Consider the following 14754-nt stretch of genomic DNA (forward strand, 5'->3'; position numbering starts at 1 on the left):
ACCAGGACCCGCTCTCCGACGAGCAGCTGGCCGTCGGCCGTGCGACGCCCGAGGACGTCGACGGGTCACTCCGGCCGGGGCCGGTCTTCGACGGTCGCCCCAAAAAGCTGAGCGCGATGACCTCGGCGTGCCGTACGAGCCGCTCGATCACGGCCGCGGCGCCGATCGCGTCGCCGAGAGAAGCAGCGACGCGTTCGTTGCGGGCCGAGACGAGTCGGAAGAACAGCCCGGCCGCTCCCGGGTTCGAAGGGGATGTGCTGGGCGGCTGACCTCGTCGACAATCAGCCGGGGTAGCGGCCCGTTCTCAGATGCCGCTCAGGTACGGGGTGGACGATGGGGGCATCGGGGTCGACCAGCCCGGAAGCCGCCGGCGGAGGAGGCCCGATGTCCGCGATCGGCTCGCTGCTGGGCCTGTACTGCTGCTGTTCGGGCTGGTCATGCTGGCCCGGCTCATCGGCGACTGGGCAGGGGTCTTCGGTGATCCGCGCGCCGGCTGGCTGAGCGGCGTGCGACGGGTTACGCACGGCCTCACCGAGCCGGTCATCGCGCCGGTCCGGTGGGTGCTCAGGCCGGTCCGGGTCGGGTCGGTGTCGATCGACCTGGCCTTCACGGTGGTGTTCGTCGCCGTCTGGATCCTGCGGTCGGTCGCGCTCTCGCTCTGACCTCAGCGGCTGCGGCCGGGGCCGGACCGCGGTCGATTCACGACTGCGGAGGGGGCGGCCGGGACGGCCCGGCTGACTTGTCGCCGTGGGCGGGTTCCTTGCTCGAGGCCGCGCCCGGTTCTCGATCACCGCCCGGCTCACCCCGACGGTGGTCGCCCGATCACCGGCATCGACGAGCAGGCGTGGGTGCCGATCCGGTATCCGAACGCAATCTACGACGAGCACGAGCAGCGGTGGGTCTCCGACGCCGAGGTCGCCGAGACCACCCTCACCGCGTTCCCCGGCCGCCGCCGCCGCGAGCAGGTCACCGCCCGGTTGATCGTGCGCCGGGTCCGCCGCCTCAACCCCGCGACCGTGCCGGCCGGGCAAACCGGCAAGCAGGGTGAGCTGTTCGCGGTCTACCGCTACCACGCGGTGTTCACCGACAGCGCCGAGCCGATGCTGGCCGCCGAGGCCACCCACCGCGACCACGCGATCGTCGAGCAGGCCATCGCCGAGCCCGAGAACGGCCCCCTGGCGCACCTGCCGTCGGGGGTGTTCACCGCGAACGCGGCCTGGCTGGTCTGTGCGGCGATGGCGCACAACCTCACCCGCGCCGCCGACGCACTGGCCGGTGGCCGCCACGCCCGTACCCGGACCGGCACCATCCGCGCCCAGCTGATCCACACCCCGGCCCGGCTCGCGCACTCCGCGCACCGGCAGGTCCTGCACCTACCCCGGGACTGGCCGTGGGAGCCCGGGCTCGACGAACTGTTCCGCCGCGCCCTGCACGACCCCCTCGCCACCGCCGCCTGACCGTCGCCATCACGGGCCCGACCGGAGATCACCAGTGGAACGGCCGGGTAGACCGGCAGCTCACCTACGCCCGCTGCCGGCGCCCGACAGACAGAGATCAATCACACCCCGACGCATCATCAACGGTGGATCCAGGCTGAGCCGAGACCATGGCTGTGATCAGCACGCTTCGTGTCGCCCGCGCAGCTCCCAGCTTCAGAACGAAGAGCCCGCAAAAAATGCTCGACGGCAACATTCTGATCGAGCGTGTGCCGTAACAGCATTGACCGCATGAACTTGATTCGACCCTTCGCCATCGTAGCTCTGAGCATCGGAATGCTCGCAAGCTGTACATCGGCGACCAACACCCCGGCTCAGTCGTCCCCACCGAGCGCACATCCGACCACGACGGCCGCGTCGGCTGACCCCGCGCAGGCGGCGGCGGTCGACAAGGTCGTGCAGGACGCGATGAAGGCACGACACCTGCGGGCAGTCATCGTGCGGGTGACCACCGACGGCAAGGAGATCATCACGAAGGCCTACGGCGAGTCGATGACGGGTGTGCCCGCGACGATCGACATGCATTTCCGGAACGGCGCCATTGCCATCTCCTACGTCTCCACCCTGCTCCTCATCCTGGTTGACGAGAAGAAGGTGAGCCTCGACGACAAGATCTCGACATGGGTTCCGGAGATCCCGCACAGCGATGAGGTCACACTCGGTCAGCTCGCACACATGACCAGCGGCTACACCGATTACGTGATCGGGAACGAGGAAGTCGACGTCATGCTCTACACCGACCCGTTCCGCCAGTGGGCGCCCGAGGAACTCCTGAAGACAGTGACGTCGAAGCCTCTCCTGTATCCGCCGGGCACGAACTGGAACTACGCCCACACCAACTATCTGATCCTCGGGTTGGCGCTAGAAAGGTTGACCGGGAAGAGGATGTCGGACCTCATGCAGGAGAAGGTGCTGGGTCCGCTGAGATTGACGAACACCACCGATCCCGGTCCCGGAACGCCCGCCATCCCTGAGCCAGCGCTCCACGCCTTCACGTCCGAACGTCGATCTCAGTTGGGCATCCCAGCGGGCACACGCTTCTACGAGGAATCCACCTATTGGAATCCCTCGTGGACGATCACCCGGGGCGCCATCCAGACGACGGACATCTTCGATGTGAACGAGACAGCGGTCGCGATGGGAACCGGCAGACTGCTGTCTCAGGAGTCGTACAGAAAGATGATCTCGACTGACCTGCGCGGCGCGACGACGGCCCTACCCGGGTGCGCGACCTGCTTCCCCCAGAGCGAGGCCTATAGCTATGGGCTCGGCATCGTCACGACCGGCAACTGGCTCATGCAGAACCCGCTGTTCTCCGGCGAGGCCGGGGCCTTCGCATACCTGCCCTCGAAGAAGGTCGCGATCGCCCTCGCGCTCACCTTCGCCGAGGATGCGTTCGCTCCGGACGGGAGCTACAAGAGTGAAGTTGGCAGCAACGCGGTCGATCCGGTCTGGCGGGAGATAGCCACCGTTGTCGCGCCGGACGACCCGCCGCCTCCAATGACGTCGTAGCTTCAGCTCATCAGGCAGGCGTGCGCGTGGGATCCAATCCGGCGCCACCCGACCTTGCTGGTCCGACGCCGAGGACGCCCAGGAAGAACACATCCCGCACGCCGCGGTTGGGCAGGTCGGTCAGCACGCTCACCCAGAACTTGGCGCCTTCCCCGCCCGTGCCCGCCCACAGGCCCAGGACGTCCTTGCGGCCGTCGATGGTGACCCCGATGGCGGCGTAGACGGGTCGGTTGGCGACCTACCTGTCCCGGACCTTGACCATGATGGCGTCGATGAACACCGCCACGTAGACACCGTCCAACGGGCGGCACGCTCACTCCGCCATCTCACCCAGGACCGTGTCGGTGATCCGGGAGACGGTCTCCTTCGACACCGACGCCCCATAGATCTCGGCGAAGTGCGCGGAGATCTCCCCGGTGGTCAACCCCTTCGCACACAACGACAACATAATCTCGCCCACATCGGTGAGCCAACGTTGCCGCTTGCGCACGATCTGCGGAGTGAACGTGCCCTCCCGATCCCGCGGCGCCTCGATGACCACCTCGCCCGCCGCATCCGAGATCACCGTCTTCGGCCGCGACCCATTCCGCACATTCGTCGACCCGCGACCCGACTCGGCACGATTCTTCTCGTGCCCGAGATGCTCGGTCAACTCCTCGTTCAACGCCGTTTCCAGCACACGCTTGGTAAACAGCTTCAAACAGCCCGTTCGGACCGCTCAGTTCCAGCCCGCGCTGGCGGGCCTCGGCCACCATCGCCGCCGCGGCCGCCTGCTCCGGCGACAGCGCCGGCCGGACCCCTGCTCACCCTCGCGGACTCACAAACTCGGATGTCATCGCTCACAGTTCCCATCCCGCCGGGCCCCAGTCTCGGGCCGGAAACACCGTTTGATCGACAGTCCCGACAGTCACGACAGTCACGACAGTCCCGACAGTCACGGCAATCTCGGCAGCCCCGGCAATCCCGGCAGTCCCGACGAGCCCGGCGAACGGCGCGGGATCATGCCTCCCGGCGCTCCTGCGGCACGGCTGGTGAACCGCGCGGGAGCGGGGACCGCGGGTACCGGTGGCTGTCTCGGGCTCGGCCAGCGGGCTAGCCTGGGGAGTGACCGAAAGGGTTCGCGGTGATGACGTCCGCATCGACTGGCCCGGTGCCGATGAGCGTGACCGAACAGGTGTTCCCGGCGAAGCCGGTGATGCTGCGGGACATCCGCGCCTTCGTCGCCCGGCTGGCGAGCGCGGCCGGGATCCGGGATGTGGAGCTGCACCAGATCGTGCTGGCCGCGAACGAGGCGGCGACGAACGCGATCGAGCACAGCGGCAGCGATGTGGTGCGCGTGGGGTGGGAGCACGGCGACCATGGCGTGTGGATCTCTGTGGCGGACGAGGGCGTGTTCAAAGCCATCGGTGGCACAGCCGAGGGCGGTGGGTGGGGCATGAATGTGGTGCTCGCGCTGGCCGAGGAGGTGACGGTGCGGGCGGGCCGGCCCGGCGAGCGCGGCACCCTCGTCCGGTTCCACGTCCGTAGCCGGCCGCCGGTGGGCGGTGGGCCGGTTCGGGTGCGGCTGCTCGTCGTCGACGGTGACCGGTTCTCCGGCCGGTCGTTGTCCGCGTTTCTGACGGCCGAGGGGTACGAGGTCTCCCTCGCCGCGTCGGTGCCGGCTGGCCGGGAGGCCCTGGCGGGCCGGCCCGGCCTGGTGATCGTTGATGTGATGACCTCGAATGGGTTGGCCGCGGGGCTGTGCGAGGAGATCACGCGGACGGAGGTCCCGGTGCTGGCGCTGTCGGTCCTCCCACCGCCTGCGGCGTTGCGGTCGGACCGGTTTGTGCGCAAGCCGGCGCATCCCCTAGAGGTGTTGGCCGTTGTCCGGCAGCTGCTTGCGGACGTCGCGTCGGACCCGGTCCGTGCCTAGCCGAAGGTTGGCGAGCGGGCAGCCGCGACTCGACGCGATCCTGGGCGGCGGGCTCATTGATCCCTCGATTGCCCTGGTCGCGGGGCTGCCGGGCAGTGGCAAGACCGTGCTCGCGCAGCAGTACGCGTTCGCGAACGGCACCGATGAGCGGCCGGCGGTGTATCTGAGTACCGTCGCGGAACCGCTGAGCAAGATCCTCTACTTTGCTGAGGGTCTGTCCTTTTTCGACGCCGGCCGCATCGGCCACTCGGTGGTGTTCGACGACCTCGGCGGTAGCCTGGACGCCGAGGGTCTTGCTGGCGTGCTCACCCGGATCACCGAGCTCGTTGAGCGGCAGCCCTGTTCGGTGCTGGTCATCGACAGTTTCCGGGCGCTGCGGTATCAGTCGCGCAACGCGGGCGAGTTCGAGGGCTTCATCCATGAGCTGGCCGGGCGTCTGACCGCGATGGGCACGATGGCGCTGTGGCTGGGCGAGTACAGCCAGGACGAGTTGGCGTCGCGTCCGGAGTTCGCCATCGCCGACGCCGCGATCGTGTTGGCGACCGAGGAAAACGGGCAGCGGGAGAGCCGCGCCCTGCGGGTGCTGAAACTGCGCGGCAGCGGTTTCCGCTCCGGCGCACACGCCTACCGGATCGGCGTCGACGGCGTCGAGGTGTTCCCCCGGCTCAGCGACGTCGACGACACCCGGTACGAGTTGGGCCGACAGCGCGCGAGTTCAGCCATCCCCGCGCTCGACCAGTTGCTCGGCGACGGATACTGGCCTGGTTCGGCGACCCTGGTCATCGGCCCGGCCGGGTGCGGGAAGACCGTGATGGGGTTGCAGTTCATCTTCGGCGGGGCCCGTGCGGGGGAGCCCGGAGTGTTCGCCTCGTTGCAGGAGAACCGCGTCCAGGTCGAACGGATGATCCACGGATTCGGATGGAATCCCGACGACCCGGGCGCGGTGGTGCTGTGCGACTCATCGAACGACATCTACGTCGACCAATGGTTCTACCGGCTGCTCGACACCCTGGAATCCGTCCGGGCTCGCCGGGTGGTGATCGACAGCCTGGGTGAGCTCGCGGCGGCCTGCCCCGATGACAAGCGGTTCCGCGAGTTCGTCTACTCGCTGCTCAACCGCTGCTCGCGCGCGGGTGTCAGCGTCCTGGTCACCGTCGAGTCGCCGGAGCTGTACGGCCAGACGAGACTGTCCGAGCGCGGCGTGTCTCACCTGTCCGACAATGTGATCCTGCTTCAGTACCTGCGCAAGGACAGCACTCTGTCCCGGGCGTTGACCGTCCTGAAGACGCGAGCGAGCGATCATCTGCCGCAGACACACGAATACGAGATCACCCGCGATGGCATCAGCATCGGAAAGCCGGTCAACCCGGTTTGAGGCCTACTGGAACCAGGGTGACCCACCATCGGTGCACCTGAGCGGCGAGGTCGACTTGAGCACCCACGACCGGCTCGCGGCGGTCCTCGACGGGGCTGCCACGCCCGGGCGCGACCTCGTCATCGACTGCACGAACCTCACGTTCATCGATGTGCGGGGGATTTCGATCATGGTGCGGACCGCGCGGGTGATCGGCGACGCGCAGCTGCGAGTCAAGGGCGTACACGGTGCCGTCGCCGTCCTCATCGATGTCCTCGACCTCACCAGAGCCGTGCCAAACCTGCGGCAAGACCCCATATAGCCGGCGATTGTGAGGACCCGACCGAGCACGTCAACGTTGGCTTTCAGCGGCATGTCGCGGCGACTTCGATCGCACACGAGCCAAGCCGAGCGGACGTCGTTGGCCACCGTACGTTTCTCCAGCACTCGCGAAGTAGGCTGTATGGGGTCACGGCTTCGAGAGCTGGCATCGACACGCCGCTCGCCAAATACTCTCCCAGCGTTCCTATCTGTCGTCGGCGTCAGTTATCCGACGACGCGACGGTCGGCGGAACGAGGACGTCGAGCCCGAGATGCAGGCAGGGGTTTGAGCTCTGGTTGCGCGACGAGCCGTACTCGGTTGTCGAGGGCAAAGTGACCGATCCGGCTGGACCCCGCTCAGCTGGACCTGTTGGTCGTGCACACCTGCCGAAGGGAAGGACCCCGCCGACGTGGCAACCGGCTTCGGGGGACTTGATGACGGTCCACTGCACCCGCGGGTGGTCGTCTCCCCTGTAGGCGCCCGACAGGGTCGTCTGCCCGTCTCCGGTTGCGGGGTGCGCGGGCGGGCGTAGCGTGGCCGCGTGCGCCGGTTCGGTGCCGCCCGCCCTGCTCTAAGTCCGGGCTCACGGCGTCACGCGTGGTGTTTGCACGGCGACGTGGCGGAGTACCGCCGCTGCCTGGCGGAGTTCTCCGCCGAAGGCCTGGAGGACGGGCTGCGCGTGGCGTACGTCTGCTCCGACGGTGCGGAGGCGGCGCGGGAGGATCTCGCGGATCTGAGCGGCCGGGACCGGCTGCTGGCCGCCGGCGCGCTCCACGTCTTGTCGGCGCGGGACGCGTACGGCACCGGTGGGCCGGTAGATCCGGAACGAGTGGTGGCCTTCTTCGCGGCCGCGACCGAGCAGGCCCTGGCCGACGGGTTCGGCGGGCTGGCGGTGAGCGCGGACGCCACCAAGCTGGTCGGCACACCCGCGGCGCAGGACGCGTTCGCCCGGTACGAGTTCCTGGTGGACCGCTACATGGCCAGTCATCCCCTGTGGGCGCTGTGCGGCTACGGGCTCGAGCTGGGCAACGACACCGTGACCGAGTTCGCGTTGCTGCACGCGCCCGGGCCGCCGAACGAGGCGCCGGCCCGAATGTTCGGCTGTGCCGACGGGGCGATCGGCCTCGCCGGCCAGTTCGACCCGGGCGGCGTCGCGGCGCTCGGACGGGTGCTGCCCCGCCTGCGGACGGCGGACGGCGTGACGCTCGTCGTCGACATGGCCGACGTCGAGTACCTCGACCATCGGTTGCTGCTGATGCTCGACGGCTACGCCCGCAGAAGCAGGGTGGCAGTGTCGCTGCGTTCAGCCCCGCCGTTCGCCAGCGCTTCTACGCCCGCCTGCCCCGCTGCCGGGCGATGTGCAACGGCCGCGCCCGCAACGGCCACGCCTGCTGCCCGCTGAGCAGCAGCACAACAAGGAAGATTCACCACATCATCCGCGGCGCCCTCGGGCGCGCTGTGCGCTGGCAGCACCTCGGCGTGAACAAGGCCGCGATGGCCGTCGCCCCGTCCCCGGAGCGCACCGAACCCGACCCACCCAGCGCCGGCGAGGCCGCCCGGCTCCTCAACGCCGCCTGGGACGACCCGGAGTGGGGCCTGCTCCTCTGCAACCCGAAGAGGTTGCGAGGGGCCACTTGCAGATATTGACAGTGATTCGGATCACGATGATAGAAACGTATCTTGCGGTACGGTCTCGATCAAGGCCTCGACGCACGTTCTTCATCAAGGTCACAGCTAGCACATCGTGCGACCTTCGGCCGGGGCCCAGGTTTGGGCTGTCCAAGCGGCAGGGCTGCGTTTTTGAAACGGTTCACCCCTGGACGGAGGCATCCCACGGTCATGGTTCCGCCGCCGAGTGCACTCGCACCTCTGCGCGTCGAACTCCTCGCCACCCGCCCCGCAGCGGAGTGGGCCACGGCCTGCATGGCGGCCGGGGCGCCGGCCGGAGTACTCGACGATGTCGCCGGCGTCCTCCAGCCGGCCACCGATCTCGGCCTGGAGCCCGTGGGCACGCTCCCCCGCGCCGACGGGTCCACAATTCGCCTCCCACGCAACCCCATCAGGCTCTCCGCGACGCCGCTGACCTACCGCTGCGCGCCGCCCCGACTCGGCTACCCGCGCGGTCATGACAGCAAGCCAGACGGAGACAGCCGATGACAGCGCCGATGCCGTTGATCATCGACACGGACCCCGGCGTGGACGACACGTTCGCGCTGATACTGGCGCTGCTCAGCCCGGAGATCGACGTCCGCGCCGTCACCGTCACGTTCGGCAACGTCAGCCGGGAGAAGACCTTCGCCAATGCGCGCCGCGTGCTCGCGCTCGCCGGGCGGACCGACGTACCGGTCGCCGCGGGGGCGGTCCGCCCGCTGGTGCATGCGCAGGGGGAACTGGCCGCCGACTGGCACGGCGCCGACGGGCTCGGCTTGCGCTCGGCTGAGTTCCCGGAGCCCGGCCCCGCCGACCCGCGCCCGGCCATCACCCTCATGGCCGATGTGCTGAGCGCATCCCCCCGATGTTCCCGCGGTCCTCTCCGAAACCCTGTGCCGGCTCATCACCCTCGGCTGACTCGGCGCGCCTCCCCCGCACGCCTGCGGGTGCCAGGCCCTGGCACCTACGAGGATGCCGCGTCTGCCGTCGCCGGGCTCTTGCTCCCCTCGACCGCCCGCCACAACGATTAGCAACCCGGATTTCGACACCGCGCGCCCAACGAGTTGGGCCCGAGAGAGAGGTTCTGCAGATGAGGTCCTTGTGCGTGTTCTGCGGCTCTAGCCGGGGTCGCCGACCCGCCTATCTGCACGCCGTCCGTGAACTGGCGGGGATTCTCGCCTCCGACGGGATTCGGCTCGTCTACGGCGGTAACTCGACGGGGACGATGGGGGCGTTGGCCGACAGCGTCCTGGAAGCCGGCGGTCAGGTCGTCGGCGTCATCCCCGAATACGACTTCGGCCAGGGGTGGGCGCACGAGGGCCTGACCGAGCTGCATGTCGTCGACTCGATGCACGAGCGCAAGGCGCGCATGGCCGAGCTCTCCGACGGCTTCATCGCCCTGCCCGGCGGGCTCGGAACCCTCGACGAGTTCGCCGAGGCGATCACCTGGTTGCAGCTGGGGCTGCACCACAAGCCGACCGGGCTGTTGAACACCGCCGGGTACTACGAGGCGCTGCTCCGGTTCTTCGACCACGCCGTGGCGGAGCGCTTCCTCCGAGAGGAGGACCGAGCGCTGATCCTGGCCGAGACCGAGGTACGCCCGCTGCTGGACCTCATGCGGGCCTGGACACCCCGACAGGATCAGGGCTGGGTGCCTGCGGACGGCCCCGCTGCGTGACCATGACCGACGCTCTCCCCGATCCGTATGCGCCGCGACTCCCCCTTCCGAGGCGGCGTTGCGGCGCGTGCGGGACGGGTGCCTCACTGCTCACCGGGGGCCGTGAGGGATGACGCGGCCATCAGGCCGTACCAGCCTTGTCGAGGGCTACCGCCCCTTCAACGCTTGGCGTTGCCGTCCCAGAAGGTCGATCTCGCACTCCATGACGCCACCACCGGCGAGGTAGGGGAACCTGCCCGAGAGCGCGACCCCCTCCGGGGCCCCGGTACTGATCAGGTCGCCCGGGTTCGAGAACCACGTACTAGTAGGGCTTGGTTAGGTCGGGGTTCGTTCGGCGTGTCTGAGTTTGCGCCAGGTTCTGCGGCAGGTTGGGCGCCGTCCGGTCCATCTGGCGAGCAGGACCTGTAGCCCGGCCACGACCTGGTAGGTCGTCAGGCCGTGGCCGGGGCTGGTGGGCACAGGCGCTGCAGGGTGCAGAACGCCTGGGCCACCGAGGCCAGGGTGAGGTAGCGGTGGAAGCCGTTCCAGGTACGGCCCTCGAAGTGGTCCAGCCCCAGGGCGGTCTTCAGCTCGCGATAGTCGTGCTCGACCCGCCAGCGGATCTTCGCCAGCCGGACCAGCCGGCGCAGCGGAATGTCCGCCTGCAGGGTGGACAGCCAGTACTTGGTCGGCTGGTTCTCGCCGGCGGGCCATTCGGCCAGCAGCCAGCACACCGGCAGGTCTTCGTCCCGGAGCGCCCGACGCAGGCGCACCCCGGCCGAGCGCACCCGCAGCGCGGGGAACCGCGACCGCAGCGGACACGTCGGGCGGACCCTGGGCCCTGGCAGGACCCCTGCGATCACCACGGATCGGTCGGTTGACCGGCCTCCGGAAGCGGGAGCGCAGGTTCGAATCCTGCCGGGGGCACCACGGGTGCCTACAGCGAAAACGGTCCCTCACCTGCTGGACAGGGTGAGGGACCGATCTTTCGTGTCCGGGCGCGTCCGGCTGGCACCGGGCTTCCATGGGCATCTGTGCCCATTGTGTGCCCAAGTCCCCGAGACCGTGGCCTCGACCGCCCCGCGTACGGCGGGGGGCGGTCAAGCGCGCGCGTACCGCTAGACGATCGCGGTGACGACCAGCAGCACGATCACGGAGATGAGGCCCGCGAGGACAGCGACCGCGATCACCGCTCTGATCATCGGCACCCAGCTCGTCACGGAGTGGGGCCCGCCTCGAGGCCCACCACGCCGGGCGGCTGCAGCAGAAACTGGTCAAGCTGGGTCGTGTCCCGCTGCTGATCATCGACGAGGTCGGCTAATCCCGTTCGAGGCCGAAGCGGCGAACCTGTTCTTCCAACTCGTCTCGTCCCGCTATGAGCGCGCCGGCCTGATCCTCACCTCGAACAGGCCCTTCGGCCGCTGGGGTGAGGTGTTCGGCGACGATGTCGTCGCCGCCGCGATGATCGACCGCCTCGTCCACCACGCCGAGGTCATCTCACTCAAGGGCGACAGCTACCCGACTCAAGGACCGGGACCTGGGCCGCGTCCCCGCCGCCACCCAGACCAACGACTGATCACAACCAACCAGAGGGGGTCCGTTTTCAGCCGCCGTTGACGCTGTCGCACCGCCCGGATCCGTCATTACCCCGCCTCGTCAGATCTGACGACCTCCACAGCCTCAGCGCTGCCGTTGAAGATGCAGCCGCCTCATGGATTCTGATGAGTCGCGATCGCTGTAGCTAACGGCCTGACCTCGATCTCCGATGAGGAGGCAGTCGCTTCGAGCCGGGAGTACGGACGTGTCGTTCTACCTGCGATCCAGCATCAAAGTGGGCCCATTTCGATGTGGTCTGTCCCGCTCCGGGCTGAGCGTCTCGACCGGTGTGCCGGGACTTCGGGTGGGCGCCGGGCCGCGCGGGGCGTTCGTCCGTGTCGGAGCCGCAGGCGTCCACAGCTACCTGACCGTTCCCTCGCGTCGGCAGCCGACGGCGGCCCGGCGGAACCCGCCGGCCAGCCCGACCTTCACCGGAAGCGCGGGGATCGAACTCGAGGACATCACGGGCGTCGGAGCGGCCCAGCTGCTGCCGGCGACGCCGAGCGAACTCGTCGAGAGCCTCAACACCGCCGCGAGCCGTCACAGCATCTGGCCGTGGGTCCTGGCAGTGACCGTCGTCCTCACGTTCGCGGTGTCCCCGCTGATGCTGATCCTGGGTGTGCCCGCGCTGGTCGCGGCCGTGTGGAGCGACCGAGTACGGCGCACTGTCGTCATGTTCTACGAGGTCGACGGTGCCCCTGCCGCCCAGTACCAGGACCTTCTCACGCACTTCGCCGCCGCCATCGCGACGAAGAAGGCGTGGCACACGGTCGCCCAGGGCGCTCTACGCACGACCCACCAGCGGAAGGTGAACGCCGGCGCCTCCGCACTCGTGCGCCGCGAAGCACTCGCCAGGTCGCTGGCCGGCCCGCCGCAGCTCGCGTCCAACATCGCCATCCCGACCCTGCAGTCGTCCAGCCGCTCGATCTACCTCCTCCCCGACCGGGCCCTCGTTCGCGACGGCTCTCGATACGCCGACGTCAGCTACGACGAACTGCGGGCCGCTGCCGGACCGGACCGGTTCATCGAGACGGGGACCGTCCCCTCGGACGCGACCGTCGTCGACACGACCTGGGAGTACGTCAACAAGAAGGGCGGTCCCGACAAGCGGTTCAAGAACAACCGCCGCCTTCCCGTGGTCCTCTACGGCGAGGTGACCCTGTCCACCCGCACGGGGATGAGCACCGTCCTGTCCTTCTCCCGCTACGACGCCGCACCGGTGCTCGCGTCCGCGATCGAGAGCATGAAGGCACCCGCACCGTCGCTCCCCGTGCAGCACCCGGCTTCCGAGCCGGTCACCCAGCTCAGGCAGGCACCGCGGACCCCGGCCCGCGAGTTGCCCTCCCGGCTCCCCCATCCGGTGCGGCCCGACGCCACGCCTGCCTCCAGCCAGGACGCCCGGTCCGGGAGCCATCGAGTTCCGGTCACCCACGCCGCGGTAGGTGCGACCGTGACCCCGATCCCGGCCCCTGCGGCTCCCCCGGTGCCCGTCGAGTTCGTGCCCGTCTCCTCGGACGGTCGGCTGCAGGTGGTCGGCGAATCGCACTACCAACCTGCGCTGGCCCGGGCTGCCCGTGGCCGTACCGCGGAGTACGAGGTGGCCTCCCACATCCCGGCGCAGGCCGTCCTGGTTCCGGAGCCGTCGAACCCGTACGACCGCCACGCCGTCCGCGTCGATGTGCTCGGGGACGGCGATCCGGCGACGGTCGGCTACATCTCGCGGGACCTGGCACCCGCCTATCACGCAGTACTCGGCACGCTCGCTCCCGGCACGTTCGCGACATGCCCGGCACGGATCACCGGCGGCGGCCCCAAGTACTACGGCATCTACCTGCACCTTGCCGATGCAGCAGATCTCGGGCTCTCCTCACCGGGCCGGACGACCGCGGCTCACAGTGTCTCGCTGGCCCCGGAGACGTCGTGCACCGTGACCGGCGAGGAGAACCATCAGGACTATCTGCGCACCTGCCTCCGGGATGCCCGAGGAGCGACCCGCGTCGTCACCGAACTCGGCTGGTGCCCGATCAGATCCGGCAAGTACTCCGGGCAGACGGCCATCGAAGTTCGCATCAACGGGGCACGCGTCGGGCAGCTCACCTACGCGATGACCCAGCGCTACGCGGAGTCAATCCGCTCCGTCGAGCAGAGCGGCCGGACACCGACGGCCGAAGCGCTGCTGGCCGACGGTCCGCGCGGCATTCAGGTGGAGCTGAGACTCCCCCGGACCACATCCTGACCCAGCTCCAGCACGTTGCTCGCCAGAGCTCCGCGCCGTAGGCGAAGCGGTCACCGTTGTGCCGCTCGCAGCTCCGATGGTGGCCCTGCTCCATGTCGTCGTGTCCGGTCAGCTCCCGGTGCGAGGACCTGATCCGGCTCAACGTGATGCCAACGGTGTGCCGATCGAGGGCGACCGTGCGCGGCAGCGGTGGCCGGCTGCCCCTGGAACTCGACCCGTCCGGGCGACACAATCGAGCACCGGCCAGGCTGCGGGAGGGGGTACCGCACATGACCGCTCGACCGGGCCTGGTCGGTCGCGGCGACCAGTGGCTCGAACTCGAGCGCGCGCTGGGCCGGAGCGCGGCGGGCCGGTTCGGCTGCGTTCTGCTGGTCGGCGACCCGGGCGTGGGCAAGTCCCGGCTCGCGGCGCAGTTCGCGGCCGAGCACGGCGGTAGACGCACGGTCCTGACGGCTCGGGCCTACCACCTCGGCGCCACCACCGCGTTCGGCGTCTGGGCCGAGGCGCTCGACGGCGCGCTCCGCGCTCGGCCCCCCGAGGAGGTACGGCGGCTGTGTGCAGGCGCCGAGGACGAACTCGCGGCCCTGCTGCGCAGCGTGGCGGCGCTCGGGGACCGCGCACCGCGGCCCGACCCGCAGTGCCCGAAGCTGCTCGCCGCCCTCGCCGTGCTGCTGCGGGAACTGGCCGCGGAACGGCCGGTTCTGCTCGTCCTCGACGACCTGCACCTGGCCGACGCCTCGTCCCAGGAGGCCCTGCACTACCTGGCCCACCATTGCGCCGACCAGCCGGTGCTGGTGATCGGCACCGCGCGACCGGTCGAGCTGGCCGAGCACGCGGTGGCCCTACGGTTCCGTCCCGGGTTGAACTGGCCAGTTCGTATGGCCGTGAGGCCCAGGGGCGCGGGGTATGGCTGACGCGGTGGTGCCGCTGATGGCTCGGACGGCTTGGCCACCCGGCGCTCCACGACGGCCACGACTGCTGAATTGGGAACCGCGAAATCGATCGCCGTGTAGGGCAAC

The 14754-nt window shown here is 69.3% G+C and carries 14 protein-coding genes and 4 pseudogenes; 15 read left to right on the top strand and 3 right to left on the bottom strand.

Annotation, left to right across the window (positions count from 1 at the left end; translation table 11 throughout):
* From HF519_RS32280 to HF519_RS09695, 4 genes are all read left to right on the top strand, one after another.
* Nucleotides 1–269 (top strand): hypothetical protein (locus HF519_RS32280; RefSeq protein WP_211169798.1); only part of this gene is annotated, 269 nt, incomplete at its 5' end.
* Nucleotides 270–326: 57 nt separating this feature from the next.
* Nucleotides 327–662, top strand: coding sequence for a YggT family protein (locus HF519_RS31180; RefSeq protein ID WP_312860018.1), 336 nt, complete (start codon nt 327–329; stop codon nt 660–662).
* Between the two features lie 186 nt (nt 663–848).
* Nucleotides 849–1457, top strand: a complete 609-nt coding sequence (locus HF519_RS32790) for a transposase (protein WP_169412335.1) — start codon at nt 849–851, stop codon at nt 1455–1457.
* Nucleotides 1458–1727: 270 nt separating this feature from the next.
* Nucleotides 1728–3008 carry a serine hydrolase domain-containing protein gene (locus HF519_RS09695; RefSeq protein WP_169412337.1) on the top strand — a complete coding sequence of 427 codons (1281 nt, stop codon included), beginning with the start codon at nt 1728–1730 and terminating at the stop codon, nt 3006–3008.
* Between the two features lie 79 nt (nt 3009–3087).
* Here HF519_RS09695 and HF519_RS31190 read toward each other — a convergent pair.
* Nucleotides 3088–3844 (bottom strand): annotated as a pseudogene (locus HF519_RS31190) (IS256 family transposase); the annotation flags it as partial.
* A gap of 320 nt (nt 3845–4164) precedes the next feature.
* Between HF519_RS31190 and HF519_RS09705 the strand changes: the two are divergent.
* The 8 genes from HF519_RS09705 (at nt 4165) to HF519_RS09740 (ending at nt 9924) form a co-directional block, all read left to right on the top strand.
* On the top strand, nt 4165–4920 hold the full coding sequence (locus HF519_RS09705) for an ATP-binding protein (protein WP_211169800.1): 756 nt from the start codon (nt 4165–4167) through the stop codon (nt 4918–4920).
* A gap of 7 nt (nt 4921–4927) precedes the next feature.
* Nucleotides 4928–6295 (top strand): ATPase domain-containing protein, encoded by a 1368-nt coding sequence (locus HF519_RS09710; RefSeq protein WP_169412339.1) that lies wholly within the window; start codon nt 4928–4930, stop codon nt 6293–6295.
* Nucleotides 6258–6596, top strand: a complete 339-nt coding sequence (locus HF519_RS09715) for an STAS domain-containing protein (RefSeq protein ID WP_498072982.1) — start codon at nt 6258–6260, stop codon at nt 6594–6596. The genes HF519_RS09710 and HF519_RS09715 overlap by 38 nt, the downstream gene beginning before the upstream one ends.
* A 541-nt stretch (nt 6597–7137) precedes the next feature.
* The gene (locus tag HF519_RS09720) at nt 7138–7998 is read left to right on the top strand and encodes an MEDS domain-containing protein (RefSeq protein WP_312860019.1); all 861 of its coding nucleotides are present in this window, start codon (nt 7138–7140) and stop codon (nt 7996–7998) included.
* A gap of 77 nt (nt 7999–8075) precedes the next feature.
* Nucleotides 8076–8243 carry a hypothetical protein gene (locus tag HF519_RS09725; protein WP_169412342.1) on the top strand — a complete coding sequence of 56 codons (168 nt, stop codon included), beginning with the start codon at nt 8076–8078 and terminating at the stop codon, nt 8241–8243.
* Nucleotides 8244–8435: 192 nt separating this feature from the next.
* On the top strand, nt 8436–8753 hold the full coding sequence (locus HF519_RS09730) for a CoA transferase (protein ID WP_169412343.1): 318 nt from the start codon (nt 8436–8438) through the stop codon (nt 8751–8753).
* 8 nt (nt 8754–8761) lie between these two features.
* Nucleotides 8762–9277 carry a nucleoside hydrolase gene (locus HF519_RS09735; protein ID WP_246242959.1) on the top strand — a complete coding sequence of 172 codons (516 nt, stop codon included), beginning with the start codon at nt 8762–8764 and terminating at the stop codon, nt 9275–9277.
* 59 nt (nt 9278–9336) lie between these two features.
* Nucleotides 9337–9924 carry an LOG family protein gene (locus HF519_RS09740; protein WP_169412347.1) on the top strand — a complete coding sequence of 196 codons (588 nt, stop codon included), beginning with the start codon at nt 9337–9339 and terminating at the stop codon, nt 9922–9924.
* A gap of 147 nt (nt 9925–10071) precedes the next feature.
* On the opposite strand, the pseudogene HF519_RS31195 reads toward HF519_RS09740, so the two are convergent.
* Together HF519_RS31195 and HF519_RS09745 are read right to left on the bottom strand one after the other, a co-directional pair.
* Nucleotides 10072–10209, bottom strand: a pseudogene (locus HF519_RS31195) (fumarylacetoacetate hydrolase family protein); the annotation flags it as partial.
* 146 nt (nt 10210–10355) lie between these two features.
* A pseudogene (locus HF519_RS09745) lies at nt 10356–10721 on the bottom strand (transposase); the annotation flags it as partial.
* A gap of 410 nt (nt 10722–11131) precedes the next feature.
* Between HF519_RS09745 and HF519_RS09750 the strand changes: the two are divergent.
* The 3 genes and pseudogenes from HF519_RS09750 to HF519_RS09760 form a co-directional block, all read left to right on the top strand.
* Nucleotides 11132–11479: pseudogene (locus tag HF519_RS09750) on the top strand (ATP-binding protein); the annotation flags it as partial.
* A 189-nt stretch (nt 11480–11668) separates the two neighbouring features.
* Nucleotides 11669–13735: a DUF4236 domain-containing protein gene (locus HF519_RS09755; protein ID WP_281358476.1), complete on the top strand. Its 2067-nt coding sequence runs from the start codon at nt 11669–11671 to the stop codon at nt 13733–13735.
* A 269-nt stretch (nt 13736–14004) separates the two neighbouring features.
* A complete protein-coding gene (locus HF519_RS09760) occupies nt 14005–14649 on the top strand; it encodes an ATP-binding protein (RefSeq protein WP_169412351.1) in 645 nt (214 codons plus the stop codon).
* Nucleotides 14650–14754: the final 105 nt, after the last annotated feature.

It is taken from the genome of Pseudonocardia bannensis, assembly GCF_012911875.1.
In the GTDB taxonomy this organism is placed as follows: Bacteria; Actinomycetota; Actinomycetes; order Mycobacteriales; family Pseudonocardiaceae; genus Pseudonocardia; species Pseudonocardia bannensis.

Excerpts from the sequence above, each read along its gene's own strand:
- HF519_RS09755 (WP_281358476.1), top strand. The coding sequence starts at position 11,669 with ATGAGGAGGCAGTCGCTTCGAGCCGGGAGTACGGACGTGTCGTTCTAC.
- HF519_RS09740 (WP_169412347.1), top strand. The coding sequence starts at position 9,337 with ATGAGGTCCTTGTGCGTGTTCTGCGGCTCTAGCCGGGGTCGCCGACCC.
- HF519_RS09705 (WP_211169800.1), top strand. The coding sequence starts at position 4,165 with ATGAGCGTGACCGAACAGGTGTTCCCGGCGAAGCCGGTGATGCTGCGG.
- HF519_RS09715 (WP_498072982.1), top strand. The coding sequence starts at position 6,258 with ATGGCATCAGCATCGGAAAGCCGGTCAACCCGGTTTGAGGCCTACTGG.
- HF519_RS09760 (WP_169412351.1), top strand. The coding sequence starts at position 14,005 with ATGACCGCTCGACCGGGCCTGGTCGGTCGCGGCGACCAGTGGCTCGAA.
- HF519_RS09735 (WP_246242959.1), top strand. The coding sequence starts at position 8,762 with ATGCCGTTGATCATCGACACGGACCCCGGCGTGGACGACACGTTCGCG.
- HF519_RS09695 (WP_169412337.1), top strand. The coding sequence starts at position 1,728 with ATGAACTTGATTCGACCCTTCGCCATCGTAGCTCTGAGCATCGGAATG.
- HF519_RS09730 (WP_169412343.1), top strand. The coding sequence starts at position 8,436 with ATGGTTCCGCCGCCGAGTGCACTCGCACCTCTGCGCGTCGAACTCCTC.